Source organism: Kitasatospora sp. MBT66 (assembly GCF_000710405.2).
GTDB classification, from domain to species: Bacteria; Actinomycetota; Actinomycetes; order Streptomycetales; family Streptomycetaceae; genus Kitasatospora; species Kitasatospora purpeofusca.
This window is the reverse complement of sequence record NZ_JAIY01000003.1, coordinates 237,902-252,309: the sequence shown is the minus strand read 5'-3', so window position 1 is coordinate 252,309 and position 14,408 is coordinate 237,902. Positions and strand designations below refer to the sequence as shown.

At 73.7% G+C, this 14,408-nt stretch carries 10 protein-coding genes; 7 read left to right on the top strand and 3 right to left on the bottom strand.

Annotated features, from left to right (window positions below):
* From BI06_RS03060 to fahA, 5 genes are all read left to right on the top strand, one after another.
* A partial coding sequence (locus BI06_RS03060) for a phosphoribosyltransferase family protein (protein ID WP_051740166.1) occupies positions 1–1,262 on the top strand: 1,262 nt, incomplete at its 5' end.
* A gap of 217 nt (positions 1,263–1,479) precedes the next feature.
* Positions 1,480–2,694 carry a 4-hydroxyphenylpyruvate dioxygenase gene (gene hppD / locus BI06_RS03055; protein WP_030391870.1) on the top strand — a complete coding sequence of 405 codons (1,215 nt, stop codon included), beginning with the start codon at positions 1,480–1,482 and terminating at the stop codon, positions 2,692–2,694.
* A 100-nt stretch (positions 2,695–2,794) separates the two neighbouring features.
* Complete coding sequence (locus BI06_RS03050) at positions 2,795–3,994, top strand: homogentisate 1,2-dioxygenase (protein WP_030391869.1); 1,200 nt, start codon at positions 2,795–2,797, stop codon at positions 3,992–3,994.
* The gene (locus BI06_RS03045; protein WP_051740165.1) at positions 3,991–4,905 is read left to right on the top strand and encodes a hypothetical protein; all 915 of its coding nucleotides are present in this window, start codon (positions 3,991–3,993) and stop codon (positions 4,903–4,905) included. The genes BI06_RS03050 and BI06_RS03045 overlap by 4 nt, the downstream gene beginning before the upstream one ends.
* Positions 4,902–6,125: a fumarylacetoacetase gene (fahA, locus tag BI06_RS03040; protein ID WP_030391867.1), complete on the top strand. Its 1,224-nt coding sequence runs from the start codon at positions 4,902–4,904 to the stop codon at positions 6,123–6,125. The genes BI06_RS03045 and fahA overlap by 4 nt, the downstream gene beginning before the upstream one ends.
* A gap of 119 nt (positions 6,126–6,244) precedes the next feature.
* Here fahA and BI06_RS03035 read toward each other — a convergent pair whose 3' ends face one another.
* From BI06_RS03035 to BI06_RS03025, 3 genes are read right to left on the bottom strand one after another with little or no spacing between them, the layout of a single operon-like run.
* On the bottom strand, positions 6,245–6,847 hold the full coding sequence (locus tag BI06_RS03035) for a hypothetical protein (protein WP_043464862.1): 603 nt from the start codon (positions 6,845–6,847) through the stop codon (positions 6,245–6,247).
* Positions 6,844–7,203 carry a hypothetical protein gene (locus tag BI06_RS03030; RefSeq protein WP_043464859.1) on the bottom strand — a complete coding sequence of 120 codons (360 nt, stop codon included), beginning with the start codon at positions 7,201–7,203 and terminating at the stop codon, positions 6,844–6,846. The genes BI06_RS03035 and BI06_RS03030 overlap by 4 nt, the downstream gene beginning before the upstream one ends.
* Complete coding sequence (locus tag BI06_RS03025; protein WP_051740164.1) at positions 7,200–12,269, bottom strand: caspase family protein; 5,070 nt, start codon at positions 12,267–12,269, stop codon at positions 7,200–7,202. Before BI06_RS03025 ends, BI06_RS03030 begins: the two co-directional genes overlap by 4 nt.
* A 128-nt stretch (positions 12,270–12,397) precedes the next feature.
* Here BI06_RS03025 and BI06_RS03020 point away from each other — a divergent pair, with 128 nt between their 5' ends.
* Positions 12,398–13,432, top strand: coding sequence for an enoyl-CoA hydratase/isomerase family protein (locus BI06_RS03020; RefSeq protein ID WP_043464856.1), 1,035 nt, complete (start codon positions 12,398–12,400; stop codon positions 13,430–13,432).
* Between the two features lie 146 nt (positions 13,433–13,578).
* Positions 13,579–14,358 (top strand): enoyl-CoA hydratase, encoded by a 780-nt coding sequence (locus BI06_RS03015; protein ID WP_030391862.1) that lies wholly within the window; start codon positions 13,579–13,581, stop codon positions 14,356–14,358.
* Positions 14,359–14,408 lie beyond the last annotated feature (50 nt).

The window sequence follows — 14,408 nt, the reverse complement described above, 5'->3', positions numbered from 1 at the left end:
TGGCCGCCGCGCTCGGCGCACCGCTGGACATCTGCGTCATCCGCAAGCTGGGCCTCCCCCACCAGCCGGAGCTGGGGATGGGCGCGATCGGCGAGGACGGGGTGCGGGTGCTCAACGAGCAGGTGCTGCGGCCCGCGCGGGTCACCCCGGGGCAATTGGCCGCCGTGGAGGCGCGCGAACGGGCGGAGCTGGAACGCCGGGCCCGCCGCTACCGGGGCGACCGGCCGCCGGTCGACCTGCGCGGGCGGACGGTGGTCGTGGTCGACGACGGCGTGGCGACCGGTTCGACCGCGCGGGCCGCCTGTCTGATCGTGCGGGCGCGCGGCGCCCGGCGGGTGGTGCTGGCCGTGCCGGTGGCGCCGGAGGACTGGACGGAACGGCTCGGCGACGTCGCGGACGAGCTGGTCTGCGTCGGCACGCCCTCGCCGTTCTTCGCGATCGGCGAGTTCTACGCCGACTTCTCGCAGACCGGGGACGCCGAGGTGCTGCGCCGGCTCGCCGAGGCCCGCGACCGGCTCGGCCCCGGGACCGGACTCCCCGCCGCCGTCGCCACCGACCGCGAGCTGACCCTCCCCGCCGCCGGCGTCCGGCTGACCGGCCGGCTGACCGTCCCCGCCGGCGCCCGCGGCACCGTGGTGTTCGCGCACGGCAGCGGCAGCGGCCGGCACAGCCCGCGCAACCGCCGGGTGGCCGAGGAGCTGAACCGCGCCGGGCTGGCCACCTTCCTGTTCGACCTGCTCACCGAGGACGAGGAGCCGGACCGGCGGAACGTCTTCGACGTCGCCCTGCTCGGCGCCCGGCTGACCGACGTCGCCCGCGCACTGCCCGGGGACCCCGTGGCCGGACCGTCCGCGGGCGCCCCGCTCCCCCTCGGCCTGTTCGGCGCGAGCACCGGCGCCGCCGCCGCGCTGTGGACGGCGGCCCGGCTCGGCGACGGGGTGGCCGCCGTGGTCTCCCGGGGCGGGCGGCCGGACCTGGCCGGGCCCCGGACGCTGGCCGCCGTCACCGCGCCGACCCTGCTGATCGTCGGCGGCCGGGACCACGAGGTGATCGACCTGAACCGGCGGGCGCGCGAGCAGCTGCGCTGCGAGAGTGAACTGGCGGTGGTCCCGCACGCTGGCCATCTCTTCGAGGAGCCCGGCACCCTGGACCGGGTCGCCGAGCTGGCCCGCGACTGGTTCCGGGACCGGTTCCGCGAGCACTCCGGCGCGGGCCCGCAGACCCCCGACGACCCGCCGACGCCCGTTACGCAGAACCCGTGAAACACCGCTGATCCACCAGGCATTCTGCACAGCCCGGTCAGCGATTTCCTGATCACCTTGTACACATTGAACAGTGAAAACCCGACCTGTTGCCCAACCACCCCGACTGGAGCAAGCTCAGCGCTCAACCGCCCGCACAGCCTTGCCCATCCCCCAGCGGCGCGGCCGCCACCAGCGGATGCCTCAACGCCGAGGCCTCAATGTGGAGGAACGACCGATGACCCCGCAGACCCACGCCCTTGAGCTGACCCCCGAGGAGCGCGAGGCCGGTCTCGACGCCGAGCAGCTGCGCCGCCTCGTCGGCCTCGTCGAGCACGACCCCGCCACCGACCCGTTCCCGGTCACCGCGCAGGACGCCGTCGTCTTCGTGGTCGGCAACGCCACCCAGACGGCCCAGTTCTACCAGGTCGTCTTCGGCATGGAGCTGGTCGCCTACTCCGGCCCCGAGACCGGCCGCCGCGACCGCAAGGCCTACGTGCTGCGCTCCGGCTCCTGCCGCTTCGTGATCAAGGGCGGTGTCGCCCCGGACAGCCCGCTGCTGGACCACCACCGCCGCCACGGCGACGGCGTCGTCGACCTGGCGATGGAGGTGCCGGACGTGGACAAGTGCATCGCGCACGCCCGCGCCCAGGGCGCCACGATCCTGGAGGAGCCGAACGACGTCTCCGACGAGCACGGCACCGTCCGCCGCGCCGCGATCGCCACCTACGGCGAGACCCGGCACACCCTCGTCGACCGCTCCCGCTACACCGGCCCCTACCTGCCGGGCTACATCGCCGCCGAGAGCCGGGTGAAGCACCCCGAGGGCTCGCCGCGCCGCCTGTTCCAGGCGCTGGACCACGCGGTCGGCAACGTCGAGCTGGGCAAGATGGACGAGTGGGTGACGTTCTACAACAAGGTCATGGGCTTCGTGAACATGGCCGAGTTCGTGGGCGACGACATCGCCACCGACTACTCCGCGCTGATGTCCAAGGTCGTCGCCAGCGGCAACCACCGGGTGAAGTTCCCGCTCAACGAGCCGGCCATCGCCAAGAAGAAGTCGCAGATCGACGAGTACCTGGAGTTCTACACCGGCCCGGGCTGCCAGCACATGGCGCTGGCCACCAACGACATCCTCACCACCGTCGACGTGCTGCGCGCCCGCGGCGTCGAGTTCCTCAACACCCCCGACTCGTACTACGACGACCCCGAGCTGCGCGAGCGGATCGGCCACGTGCGGGTGCCGATCGAGGAGCTGAAGAAGCGCGGCATCCTGGTCGACCGCGACGAGGACGGCTACCTGCTGCAGATCTTCACCAAGCCCATCGGCGACCGCCCGACCGTCTTCTACGAGTTCATCGAGCGGCATGGTTCGCTGGGCTTCGGGAAGGGCAACTTCAAGGCGCTCTTCGAGGCCATCGAGCGCGAGCAGGACGCCCGCGGCAACCTCTGAGGCCGGCCCCGCCCCACGGGCGACGCCCCCGAGGGCGACAGGGCACCGCTGGAGCCGTACGAAGGTCTGGGCCCCGGAGGGTCCGGGAGGAGCAGGGACGATGGCGCACTACCGGCAGCTGGGCAGCATCCCGCCCAAGCGGCACACGCAGCACCGTACGCCCGAAGGCGGGCTGTACTACGAGGAGTTGATGGGCGAGGAGGGGTTCTCCTCGGACTCCTCGCTGCTCTACCACCGGGGCATCCCCTCGGCCGTGGTGAACGCGGTCGCGTGGGAGCTGCCCGACCAGTCGACGGTCGCCAACCACCCCCTGCTCCCCCGGCACCTCAAGCTGCACGAGCTGTTCGCGGGCCAGGAGTGGAAGTCCGCGGACGTCGTCAGCAGCCGCCGGCTCGTCCTCGGCAACGGCGACGTGCGGATCTCGTACGTCGCCGCCGGGGCGCCGAGCGAGCTGTACCGCAACGGGCTCGGCGACGAGTGCGTGTACGTGGAGTCCGGCTCCGGCACCCTGGAGACGGTCTTCGGCACGCTGGAGGTCGGCCAGGGCGACTACGTGATCATCCCCCGGGCGACCACCCACCGCTGGGTGCCGACCGGCGAGGAGCCGCTGCGCGCCTACTGCATCGAGGCGAACAGCCACATCACCCCGGTCAAGCGCTTCCTCTCCAAGTACGGGCAGCTGCTGGAGCACGCGCCGTACTGCGAGCGGGACCTGCGCGCCCCGTCCGGCCCGCTGCTGGTGGACGGCACGGACGTGGACGTGCTGGTCAAGCACCGCGGCCCGAACGGCATCGCGGGCACCCGCTACACCGTGCCGCACCACCCGTTCGACGTGGTCGGCTGGGACGGCTGCCTGTACCCGTACGCGTTCAACATCAGCGACTACGAGCCGATCACCGGGCGGATCCACCAGCCGCCGCCGGCCCACCAGGTGTTCGAGGGCAACGGGTTCGTGATCTGCAACTTCGTCCCCCGCAAGGTGGACTACCACCCGCTGTCGATCCCGGTGCCGTACTACCACTCCAATGTGGACAGCGACGAGGTGATGTTCTACTGCGGCGGCGACTACGCGGCCCGCAAGGGCTCGGGCATCGCCCAGGGTTCGATCTCGCTGCACCCCGGCGGGCACACCCACGGCCCGCAGCCGGGCGCGTACGAGCGCTCCATCGGCGCGGAGTTCTTCGACGAGCTCGCGGTGATGGTGGACACCTTCCGCCCGCTGGAGCTGGGCGAGGGCGGGCGGGCGAGCGAGGACCCGAACTACGCCTGGACCTGGGCCGGTCGGGGGCCGCAGTCGTGAGCAGCACTCCCGCCACCCCGGCCGCCGCCGGGGCTGCCGTCGTCCCGCCGCTGTTCCAGGGGCTGTTCGACGACGCGGCGGTGTTCCCGCCCGGGAACCTGCCCGTCGCCGAGGCGGTGCCCGCGCACCTCGCGCACCGCGCCGCCCCGTACGCCGACGCCGTCGGCCCGCTGCTCTGCGGGGCTGGCCGGCTGGGCGAGTTGGCCGCCGCTGCGGACGCGCTGACGGTCACTGCGGCTCCCGCGGCGGATGGTACCGGCCCCCGGCTCCGGGTCGGCCTGGTGCTGCCGGGGGGCAGCTCCGAGCTCGGCCCGGCCCTCACCGCCGCCGCCCCGTTCGCGGTGGCCGGCGTCGAACTCGCCACCCGGGACGCCCACGAGGCGGTCGCCGCACTCGACCTGCTGCTGCCGCCGGACGTGCCCGCCGCCGTCGAGCTGCCGCGCGAACTGCTGCGCGGCGACGGGCTGGAGGAGGTCCTGGACGTCCTCGTCGACAGCCCGTACCGGGCCAAGTTCCGCACCGGCGGCGTGGTCGCCGGCGCCTTCCCGGACGAGGCCGAGCTCGCGGGCTTCCTCACCGGGTGCGCGCAGCGCGGCCTGCCGTACAAGTGCACCGCCGGGCTGCACCACGCCGTCCGGCACACCGACCCGGCGACCGGCTTCGAGCACCACGGCTTCCTGAACGTGCTCCTGGCGGCGGCCGAGACCGACCCGAAGGCGGCGGCCGAGATCCTGGCCGAGCGCTCCGGCGCGGTGCTCGCCGAGGCCGTTCGATCACTGACGGACCGTCAGGTGACGGTGATCCGCAACTCGTTCACCGCTTTCGGCACCTGTAGCATCGCCGAGCCCCTGGACGACCTGGCCGCCCTCGGCCTGCTGTCGCCCGCCCTGACGCCCCAGGAGGACCGTTGACCACCCCCCGCAGCTGGCTCGCCCCCGCGAACGACTCGCCGTTCGGCGTGCACAACCTGCCGTACGGCGTCTTCACCGCGGCCGACCGGCCCGGCGTGCGGCGGATCGGCGTCCGGATCGGCGACTTCGTCCTCGACGCGGGCGCCGCCGCCCGGGCCGCCGGGGAGCCCTCCGTCCTGCTCGACGCGGACTCGCTCAACCCGCTGCTGGCGGCCGGCCGCCCGGTGTGGACCGCGGTCCGCGCCTCGCTGACCCGCTGGCTGACCGACGAGACCCACCGGGACGCGCTCTCCCCGCTGCTGCTGCCGCTCGCCGAGGTGACGCTGCACCTGCCGTTCGAGGTCGCCGACTACGTCGACTTCTACGCCTCCGAGCACCACGCCACCAACCTGGGGAAGATCTTCCGCCCCGGGTCGGAGCCGCTGACGCCCAACTGGAAGCACCTGCCGATCGGCTACCACGGCCGCTCCGGCACCGTGGTGGTGTCCGGCACCCCGGTGAGCCGCCCGCAGGGGCAGCGCAAGGCCCCCGCCGACGCCGCCCCGTCCTTCGGGCCGACCCGCCGGCTGGACATCGAGGCCGAGGTCGGCTTCGTCGTCGGCGCGCCCTCGGTGCTGGGCGAGCCGGTCACCCTGGACCGCTTCGACGAGCACGTCTTCGGCGTCTGCCTGGTCAACGACTGGTCCGCGCGCGACATCCAGGCCTGGGAGTACGTGCCGCTCGGCCCGTTCCTCGGCAAGTCCTTCGCCACCTCCGTCTCGCCGTGGATCGTGCCGCTGGCCGCCCTGGAGCACGCCCGGGTCACCCCGCCGACCCGCGACGTCGAGCTGCTCCCCTACCTCGACGACCGCGCGGGCGACCGGCCCTGGGGCCTGGACCTCGCCCTGGAGGTCCGGCTGAACGGCCACCAGGTCTCCCGCCCGCCGTTCGCCTCGATGTACTGGACGGCCGCCCAACAGCTCGCCCACATGACGGTCAACGGCGCCTCGCTGCGCACCGGCGACCTCTTCGCCTCCGGCACCGTCAGCGGCCCGGAGCCGGAGACCCGCGGCGCCCTGATCGAGCTCACCTGGAACGGCGAGAACCCGCTCAAGCTCCCGGACGGCACCACCCGCACCTTCCTGGAGGACGGCGACGAGGTGACCATCACCGCGACCGCCCCCGGCCCGGACGGCACCGTCATCGGCTTCGGCGAGGTGGCAGGGCGCGTCACCCCCTGACCCGACGGGGCCACCACCCGGGCCCCGTCGGCGGCACCACCGTTGGAACGGAGGGCGGCACCGGTCACCACCGGTGCCGCCCTCCGTACTCCCATTTCTCACTTCTCACTTCTCACTTCTCACTTCGGGCAGGAGCCGACCGCTTCGAGGCCCGTCACATCGACCTGCGGGACGGTCCGCTCCGCGCGGTCCGGCCCGGTCCGCAGCACGAGCTGCGCCCGGTCCGCCCTGATCAGTTCCCCGCACAGGTCGGTGCTGCCGGTCCGCACCCGGACCAGGTGCGACGGGGCCGCCTCCGTGGTCGCCCAGGCCAGCGCCAGCGCCCCCACGGCCAGCACCAGTCCGACCGCACAGCAACCCGAGGCCCGGGCCAGCGCCCGGGTCACCCGGCCCACCTCGTGCTCCGTCCAACGCCGCAGCGCCTGCCCGCCGAGCAGGATCTCCTCACCGGGCACCCCGTGCGCCGCCCGGACCGCCAGCAGCGAGCCCGTCACCAGGAGCAGGAACGCCAGTGCGAGCAGCGCCGTCGCCGTGTTGCCCGCCCAGCCCGGGAGCTGGTCGAGGCTGTCCCGGCCCTTGAGCAGCACCAGGACGGCGAGCAGCGCGGTCAGCCCGGTGAGGCCGGTGCGCCAGCCCTCGGCCTGCCGGCGCAGCTCCGGGAGACGGGTGAACTCCAGGTCCTCGGCGAGTTCGGCCCACCGCCGGTCGGAGCGGGCGCTCACGGGGCGATCCGCCAGCTGGCGCCGCAGCCCACGAAGTGGACCTCGGCCGGTATCCGGGGGTGTCCGTGCCCGCACTCGCAGAAGTGCACCTCGTCGTGCAGCGGGTCCGGCTCCGGCGGCGCCGTGCCGCCCGAGCGACCGGAGAGGCGGTCGAAGAGGCCCTTGGTCCCCGTGCCGGGGTTACCGCGCCGGTACTCCCTGCCGGTCCCGCCGTGGCAGCGCGGGCACGTTCCGGTGACCCGGACCGAGCGGCCGTCCGGCGCGGCGGACTGGCTGAACGACGCGCCGTCGACCTCGCCCAGGTCGGCCTCCGTGTAGGGCAGGTGGTGGTCGTGCGGCGTCGGGGTGGTGCTCATGGCCGTTCCTGTTCTGCGTCGGGTTCGGTGGTGGGCGCGGACGGCAGGTCCAGGCCGAAGAGCTCGGCGTAGAGGGCGAGTCGGTCGCGGACCCAGGCGGGCGTCTCGCCGACTCCTTCGGCCGCGAACGCCAGCCGCTCGGGTGTCACCGGACCGGTGAGAGCCGGGAGCAGGCCGTCCAAGCCGACGGAGAGGATCGCGAGGTCCTGCCAGAGCGGCTGGACCGGGGGCACGTCCTCGAAAAGGGTGGGCCGCTCCTCCAGGGCGCGGTAGGGCTCGATGCGCTGCCAGGCCCGGTCGAGGGGCTCGCCGAGGCGGCAGGCGATGCTGACCAGGTCGAGCGGGACGAGCGGGGCACCTCGTGGGGAGACCCGGTGCTTCGGGTCGAGCGCGGCGACGTCCCAGGGATCAGGGACGGTCTCGGGCAGTTCGGCGACCTCGGCCGGGGACAGCTCGGGCACCAGGGCGCCGATGGCCCGGAACCCTTCGAGGAGACGGAACGCCTCCCGCGCCCCGATCCGCTTCTTCCGGGCGTAATGGATCAGCCGCGCGGCATCGAGGCGTGTCCAGCTCGGCGTCTCGAACCACTCGTCGAACTCTTCGTCGTCGGCCTGGTCGGCCAGCGCCCAGCGCTCGTCCCAGGTAGGGCGGAAGTCCCGCAGGCGGTCCGGAAGTTCCGGCGGCGCCAGCCCGGGCAGTCCCAGCCGCCCGGTCTCCTCGCCCGCGAGGTCCCAGAGGTAGCCGAGCGTCTGCCGCAGGTGCGCGCTCCCGGTGAAGAGGACCGCGGGGGCGGGCGGCACGGGGTAGTTCGCTCCGTCGAAGCCCGGGTCCAGCCCGGAGAAGGCGTACCGGCTGGGGACCGGGAGTTCGTCCCATTCCGCCAGCAGCGCCGCCGCGTCCGGGATGTCCACGCCCGCGGCGCGCAGGTCGTCCACGACGGCCGCGCGCTCCTCCCAGGACATCGCGTACCGGCGGCTGAACGCGAGGTCCCGGAGCGACACCCCGTCCTCCAGCCGCACCCCGTCCTCGTGCAGCCAGAGCGCGGTGTCGGCCGTCTCCGGGTCGGGCACGAAGCCCCGCGCCCCCGCCCCCGACGCGTAGCGCCGCCGGTGGACGGCGCCGAGCGCCGGCGCCACCTTGGCGATGATCTTCTCGGCCTTCCGCACGGTGGTCTCCCACCGCGCGGCCAGGCCGAGGGTCGCCGCCCAGGGGAACTCGACCTGCCCCGCCGCGTCGACGAGGAGGTACTGCGAGAGGACACTCCGGAGATCCGGCTCCAGCGCGGACCACGCGGCCGTCTCCTCCCGCGACGGGACGGTCCACCCCAGCCAGGCGAGTCCGGCCAGCACCCGCCGGGCCTCCTCCGGTTCCAGCCCGGTTCGCTCCGCGTGCGCGACCAAGTCCCACGGCCCGGCTGTCGGATGGTCGATCCGCCCCTTGTCGTCAATGACGTACAGGACGGAGACCTCCTGCTCGCCGCACACGTGGTCGCGGGCGGCTGCGGGCGGTTCGGCCAGTGGTCGTTCGAGGAACGGCGCGTACCGGGCGAAACGCTCGGCGAGTTCACCCAGGCTGCGCCGACCGGTCGCCGAGACGCGGACCAGGCCCCGGTGGTCCTGCGGGCCGTGCCGGTACCCGTCCAGGTCGGAGCTCAGGCGGTGGTCCTTGCCGTCCGGCCACAACAGCAGGTCGGCGACCATCCGGTCGAGGCGGTCCGGTACCCAGTCCAGGTCACCCGTGCGGACCGCAGGGCCGGCCAGCTCCGGGTGCGCCACCCTCAGACCGCGCAACGCCCGGAGCATCTGAGCCACTGTCCGGCCCTGTTGACGTGCCGCCAACACCACATCGCGCCAGTCACGGGCTTCCTCCTTCGCCAGTCTGGCCCAACCTGGTTCCGGTACCGGATACCCCTCCAGGGAGCGCGGGGTCGCCAGCTCCGGCACGGCCCACCGGAGGTCGTGGACCGCGGCCCGCCACGGGCCGACCGCAGGGTCGACCCTCTGTCGCGTGTCCTTGGGCCTCGGCGACACCACCTCACCGTCCGGCGGGAACCATCCCGTCCCGTCCAGGTCCACCAACCCGCCGATCCGTCGCCGGACGAGCACACCCCGGCCGGCCCACTCCTCGGCGATCACTCGAGCCACCGGAAGGTTCTGGGCCTCCAGGGCCCACAGCCAATCGGCGGTGAGGGCCTTCCAGTCCGCCAGCGCCGAGGCGCCGAGGCGCCACTGCTCCGCCCGCCACACCAGGTCGTACGACTCCAGCTTCTCCCGGTTGACGCTCAGCCTGCCCGCATGAGGTCCGGTCAGGTTGAGCACGTAGCCGAGCGGGAACCTGTCCGCGGCGATCCCGTCACACAGGATCGCCCCGTTGCCTTGGACCCACCAGAGGGTGCCCGGGACCGCCTCGACGGCCGTGCCGGCCTCGATCGCCCGCTGACCGCGCCCCTCCGCCAGCACACCCGGTTCCCACACCCGGGCCGCGCCGGAGTCACCGCGGACCTCCAGCCGGAACTCGCTCAGGTACACGACGGACCGCAGGGCGTCCACGCACGCGTCCCCGGTCATCAGGTCCGGCTTCAGGTAGAGCCGGACCGCCGTGCCGCCCTCCGCCAGCGCGGCCGCCGCCCCGGCCTCGGCCTGCCGGATCCGGAACAGGCTGCCGCTGCCCGCGATGTTCACCCGGATCGCCTCGGCGGCGGGCCGGCCGTCGGTCCCGACCGGGCGGGTGGTGATCGTCATCTCGTCGGCCAGCATGAAGTAGCTGAACACCCCGATGCCGAAGCGGCTGTTGGGGTAGAGGCGCAGCGTGCTGTCCTGCCGGAGCCAGGCGGCCTGTTCGCGCCGGAACTCGCCGGACTGCTCGAAGCGGCGTCCCGCGCGGGTGAACGTCCCCTTCAACTGCTCGACGGTCATGCCGACGCCGTTGTCGAGGCACTCGACGTAGCGGCCGCGCTCGTCCTCGCCGGTGGTGATCCGGATGGAGCCCGCCCAGGTGCCGGCGCTCCGTCCGCACGCGCCCAGGTAGCGTTCGCGCATCGCCCGGTAGCGGCAGGCGTCCATGGCGTTCTGGTACAGCTCCCGGAGGGCGGCGTCGTGGCGTCCGCCGTACAGCTGCTCGCCCATGAGCAGCCGCCGTACCTCGGTCTGGGCGAGCGAGAAGCGCAGCAGCGGGACGTCGTACGCCCGTCGGCCGGCTTCCTCGGCCGGCCGCAGGCGGCTGCCGGTCACCCGGGACGGCAACCCGCCGAGCAGCGCGGCCTCGGCGGCCGGGAGGCGGCGCTCCTCCGCCGCCAGCAGTTGCACGAGTTCGTCCGCCTCCTCGACCACGGCCGTGAGGGCGGCGTGGATCGCCGGATGCGGGCAGACGACGTCGAGTTGCAGCTCCCGGACCGGACCGTCCCGGTCGTCGGCGTCCAAGTGGGCGTGCTCCAGGACCGACAGCACCTCGCGCGGGAGCACGGAGTCGGAGACGGCGAGGTGCTCGGAGAGGACGTCCGGCAGGGTCCGGGAGTCCAGGGCGAGCAGCCCGGCCAGCCGGACCAGGGCGGTCAGCGGCCGTACGCGCAGCGGGCGGGCCTTTCCGCGCACCACGTGCCGGTCGGGGCAGGACACCTGCCCCTGTTCGGCGAGGTGGCCGAGCGACAGCCCGGCCGCGATCGCGCGCAGCGCGCCCGAGAGTTCCTCGGCCCGGCCGCCGCTGCTCTTCCCGTTCGCGGTCCCGTCCCCGAGCAGCGCGGCCGCCGCCTCGTCGCCCAACGCCGCCGGTACGGCCTGTTCCTCGGTCTCGAAACGCTCGGCGATCCAGCGGTGGACCAGCCAGAGGACGGTGGCCTCCGACTCCGGCTCGACGCCGTTCCAGCGGCGGTACCGCCTGATCTTGTCGGCGACCTGGGGGTACTGCTCCAGGATCAGTTCGTAGTGGCGTCTCGGTTCGTCCGCGGCGGGGTCGTGGTGGGCGAAGTGCGGGTCGAGCTCCTCGGCCCGGCTGAGCCGTCCGGCCCAGGCCGCCTCGTGGGCGAACACCGCGGCGACGAGCGCCGCCACCTCCAGTACGGACAGCCGCGCCTCCTTCGACACGAGCTGCGGCAGCCGGTCGCGCAGCAGCCGGACCGGGAAGTCGTCGTCCGCCCACGGGTCGGGCAGCCGCTTCTGCGCCCGGTCGACCTGCCGGGCGACGCTCGCCACGAACGCGGTCAGGCTCTCCTGGAACGCCTTGACCTCCTCGTCCTCGGCGTCCGCCGCCAGCGCCCACAGCCCCGGTGCGCGCACGGCCTCCGACCAGGCCCCCAAGAGCCGCCGTCCGTCGGCCACGACCGCCGTCCGGGTCTCCTGCTCGCGGTCGTTGCCGTAGTAGATCTGCGGAAGTTGGGCGTGTCCGAGCCTGCTGAGCGAGGACTCCCGGGTGAGTCGGCGTGCCGCCCCGAACACCTCCTCCACGGTCGTCGACTCGCTGAGCGGGTCGAACGCCCGGGCGAGCGCGGAGGTGAACAGGCTGCCGTCGGGGGTGAAGCCGCTGCGCTCGCCCGGGCCGCAACCGGTCATCACCACGAAGCCGCTGCCCGGCGGCCCCTGGGTGATCCGGCTGCCGAAGACCGCCTCGCCCTCGGCCTCCGCCGACCGGCAGGCGTCCATGATCCAGAGGACCGTGCCCGCCCGGCAGTCCCGCAGGTACCGGCTGATGTCCGCGTCCAACAGGGAGTCCAGGATGTAGGGCTGGTCCCAGTCGGCCTCGCCGGAGTCCTCCAGCGGGCCGCGGGCGTCGGAGGGGACCAGGTAGTCGGTGTCACCGATCCGCACCCCGTGCCCCGTGAAGTACACCAGCAGGGTCCCTCCCGGTTCCGCCCGCCGCGACGCCGTAGTGATCCGCTCGGCGATCTCGCTCCGGCTCCCGTCCTGAAGGACCGCCACCTCGGTGTAGCCGCTGCCCACCAACGCCGCCTTGAGCACCCGCAGGTCGGCCGCCACCGTCGGCTCCAGCGACGGCAGGACGTGCGCCGTCGCCGGGGCGTCCCCCACCCCGATCAGGAGCGCCGTCCGTGTCGCCGCGCCCGTACTGTCCCCCACCCTGCTCCCTCGCTCTCCCCGGCCCCCGCCCACGACGGACGCCCATGATCGCACCAACCGCCCCCGGCGCGGACACCAAGTACGGTGTCCGAAGGATCGGTCGGCGACGACGGACGGGAGTGGGGACGATGGGTGACGGGGTGCTGGTCCGGCGGGACGGCGGGGCGGGGCGGATCGTGCTCGACCGGCCCCGGGCGCTCAACTCGCTGACGCACGGCATGGTGCTGGACGTGCGGGCGGCGCTGGACGCCTGGGCCGACGACGACGCGGTGCGGGTCGTGGTGCTGACCGGCGCCGGGGAGCGCGGACTGTGCGCGGGCGGCGACATCCGGATGTTCCACGACGACGCCAAGGTCGGCGGGGCCGGCACGCGCGCGTTCCTGCGCGACGAGTACCGGCTGAACGAGCTGATCTCCCGCTACCCGAAGCCCTACGTCGCGGTGATGGACGGCATCACGATGGGCGGTGGCGTCGGCGTCTCCGCGCACGGCTCGGTGCGGATCGTCACCGAGCGTTCGGTGGTGGCGCTGCCGGAGACCCGGATCGGCCTGGTGCCGGACGTCGGCGGCAGCCGGCTGCTGTCCCGCGCGCCGGGCGAGCTGGGCACCCACCTGGGGCTGGCCGCCGCCTCGATGACCGCCGGGGACGCGCTGCTGTGCGGGTTTGCCGACCACTTCGTGCCCTCGGGGAGGCTGCCGGAGCTGCTGGCCGACCTCGCTGATGGTCCTGCCGCCGAGGTCGTCGCCCGGTACGCGGAGCCGGCGCCGGCCGCGCCGCTCGCGGAGCAGCGCGGGTGGATCGACACCTGCTACGCGGCCGACAGCGTGGAGGAGATCGTGGGGCGGCTGGTGGCCAGCGGCGTGCCGGAGGCAAAGCAGGCGGCCGAGGAGCTCGCCGAGCGGTCCCCGACAATGCTCAAGGTCACGCTGAGCGCGCTGCGCCGGGCCCGGTCGCACGGCTCGCTGGCGGAGAGCCTGGAGCAGGAGTACCGGGTGTCCTGCGCCGCGGTCGCCCACCACGACCTGGTGGAGGGCATCCGGGCGCAGGTGGTCGACAAGGACCGGAACCCGCGCTGGTCGCCGGCGACGCTCGCGGAGGTCGACGAGCGGGCGGTGGCCGCGTTCTTCGAGCCTCCGGCCGACGGTGACCTGCGGCTGGGCTGACCTGTCCCGTTCGGGCGGGTGACCTGCTGACCGGGTGACGACCGTCTCGCGGATCGAGACTGGCGCGAGGCGGCCCGTTTCGGAGATCGTTGGACGGTCCTGGGCGCCCCGAGCGGGGCCGAGCAGCGGAAAGGGAGTCAACGGCGATGACCGAGACCTACGAGACGATCCTGGTGGACCGCAAGGGCCGGGTCGGGCTGATCACGCTCAACCGGCCGGAGGCGCTGAACGCGCTCAACACCACGCTGATGAACGAGGTCGTGGCCGCCGCCACCGCGTTCGACCGGGACCCGGAGATCGGCTGTCTGGTGATCACCGGCTCGGAGAAGGCGTTCGCGGCGGGCGCGGACATCAAGGAGATGCAGGGCAACCGCTTCCCGGACGTCTACCTCGACGACTGGCTCGGCCCGTGGGACCGCCTCGGCGCGCTGCGCAAGCCGGTGGTCGCGGCGGTGTCCGGCTTCGCGCTGGGCGGTGGCTGCGAGCTGGCGATGCTCTGCGACATCCTGATCGCGGCGGACACCGCGAAGTTCGGCCAGCCGGAGATCAAGCTCGGCGTCATCCCGGGCATCGGCGGCTCGCAGCGGCTGACCAGGGCGGTCGGCAAGGCCAAGGCCATGGAGCTGTGCCTGACCGGCCGGATGATGGGCGCCGAGGAGGCCGAACGGGCCGGCCTGGTCTCCCGGATCGTCCCCGCCGACCAGCTGCTGGCGGAGGCCCTCGCCACCGCCGAGAAGGTCGCCGCGATGTCCACCCCGGCCTCGATCATGATGAAGGAATCGGTCAACCGCGCCTTCGAGACCACCCTCGCCGAGGGCGTCCGCTTCGAACGCCGCCTCTTCCACGCCGCCTTCGCCACCGCCGACCAGAAGGAAGGCATGGCCGCCTTCGCCGAGAAGCGCCCGGCGGAGTTCAAGCACCGCTGACGCGACACCGGTCGACGTGGGCCCCTTCGCCCTCCGGGCGAAGGGGCCCA

Coding starts and splice junctions, on each gene's coding strand:
- hppD (WP_030391870.1), top strand. CDS start 1,480: ATGACCCCGCAGACCCACGCCCTTGAGCTGACCCCCGAGGAGCGCGAG.
- BI06_RS03050 (WP_030391869.1), top strand. CDS start 2,795: ATGGCGCACTACCGGCAGCTGGGCAGCATCCCGCCCAAGCGGCACACG.
- BI06_RS03030 (WP_043464859.1), bottom strand. CDS start 7,203: ATGAGCACCACCCCGACGCCGCACGACCACCACCTGCCCTACACGGAG.
- BI06_RS03020 (WP_043464856.1), top strand. CDS start 12,398: ATGGGTGACGGGGTGCTGGTCCGGCGGGACGGCGGGGCGGGGCGGATC.
- BI06_RS03015 (WP_030391862.1), top strand. CDS start 13,579: ATGACCGAGACCTACGAGACGATCCTGGTGGACCGCAAGGGCCGGGTC.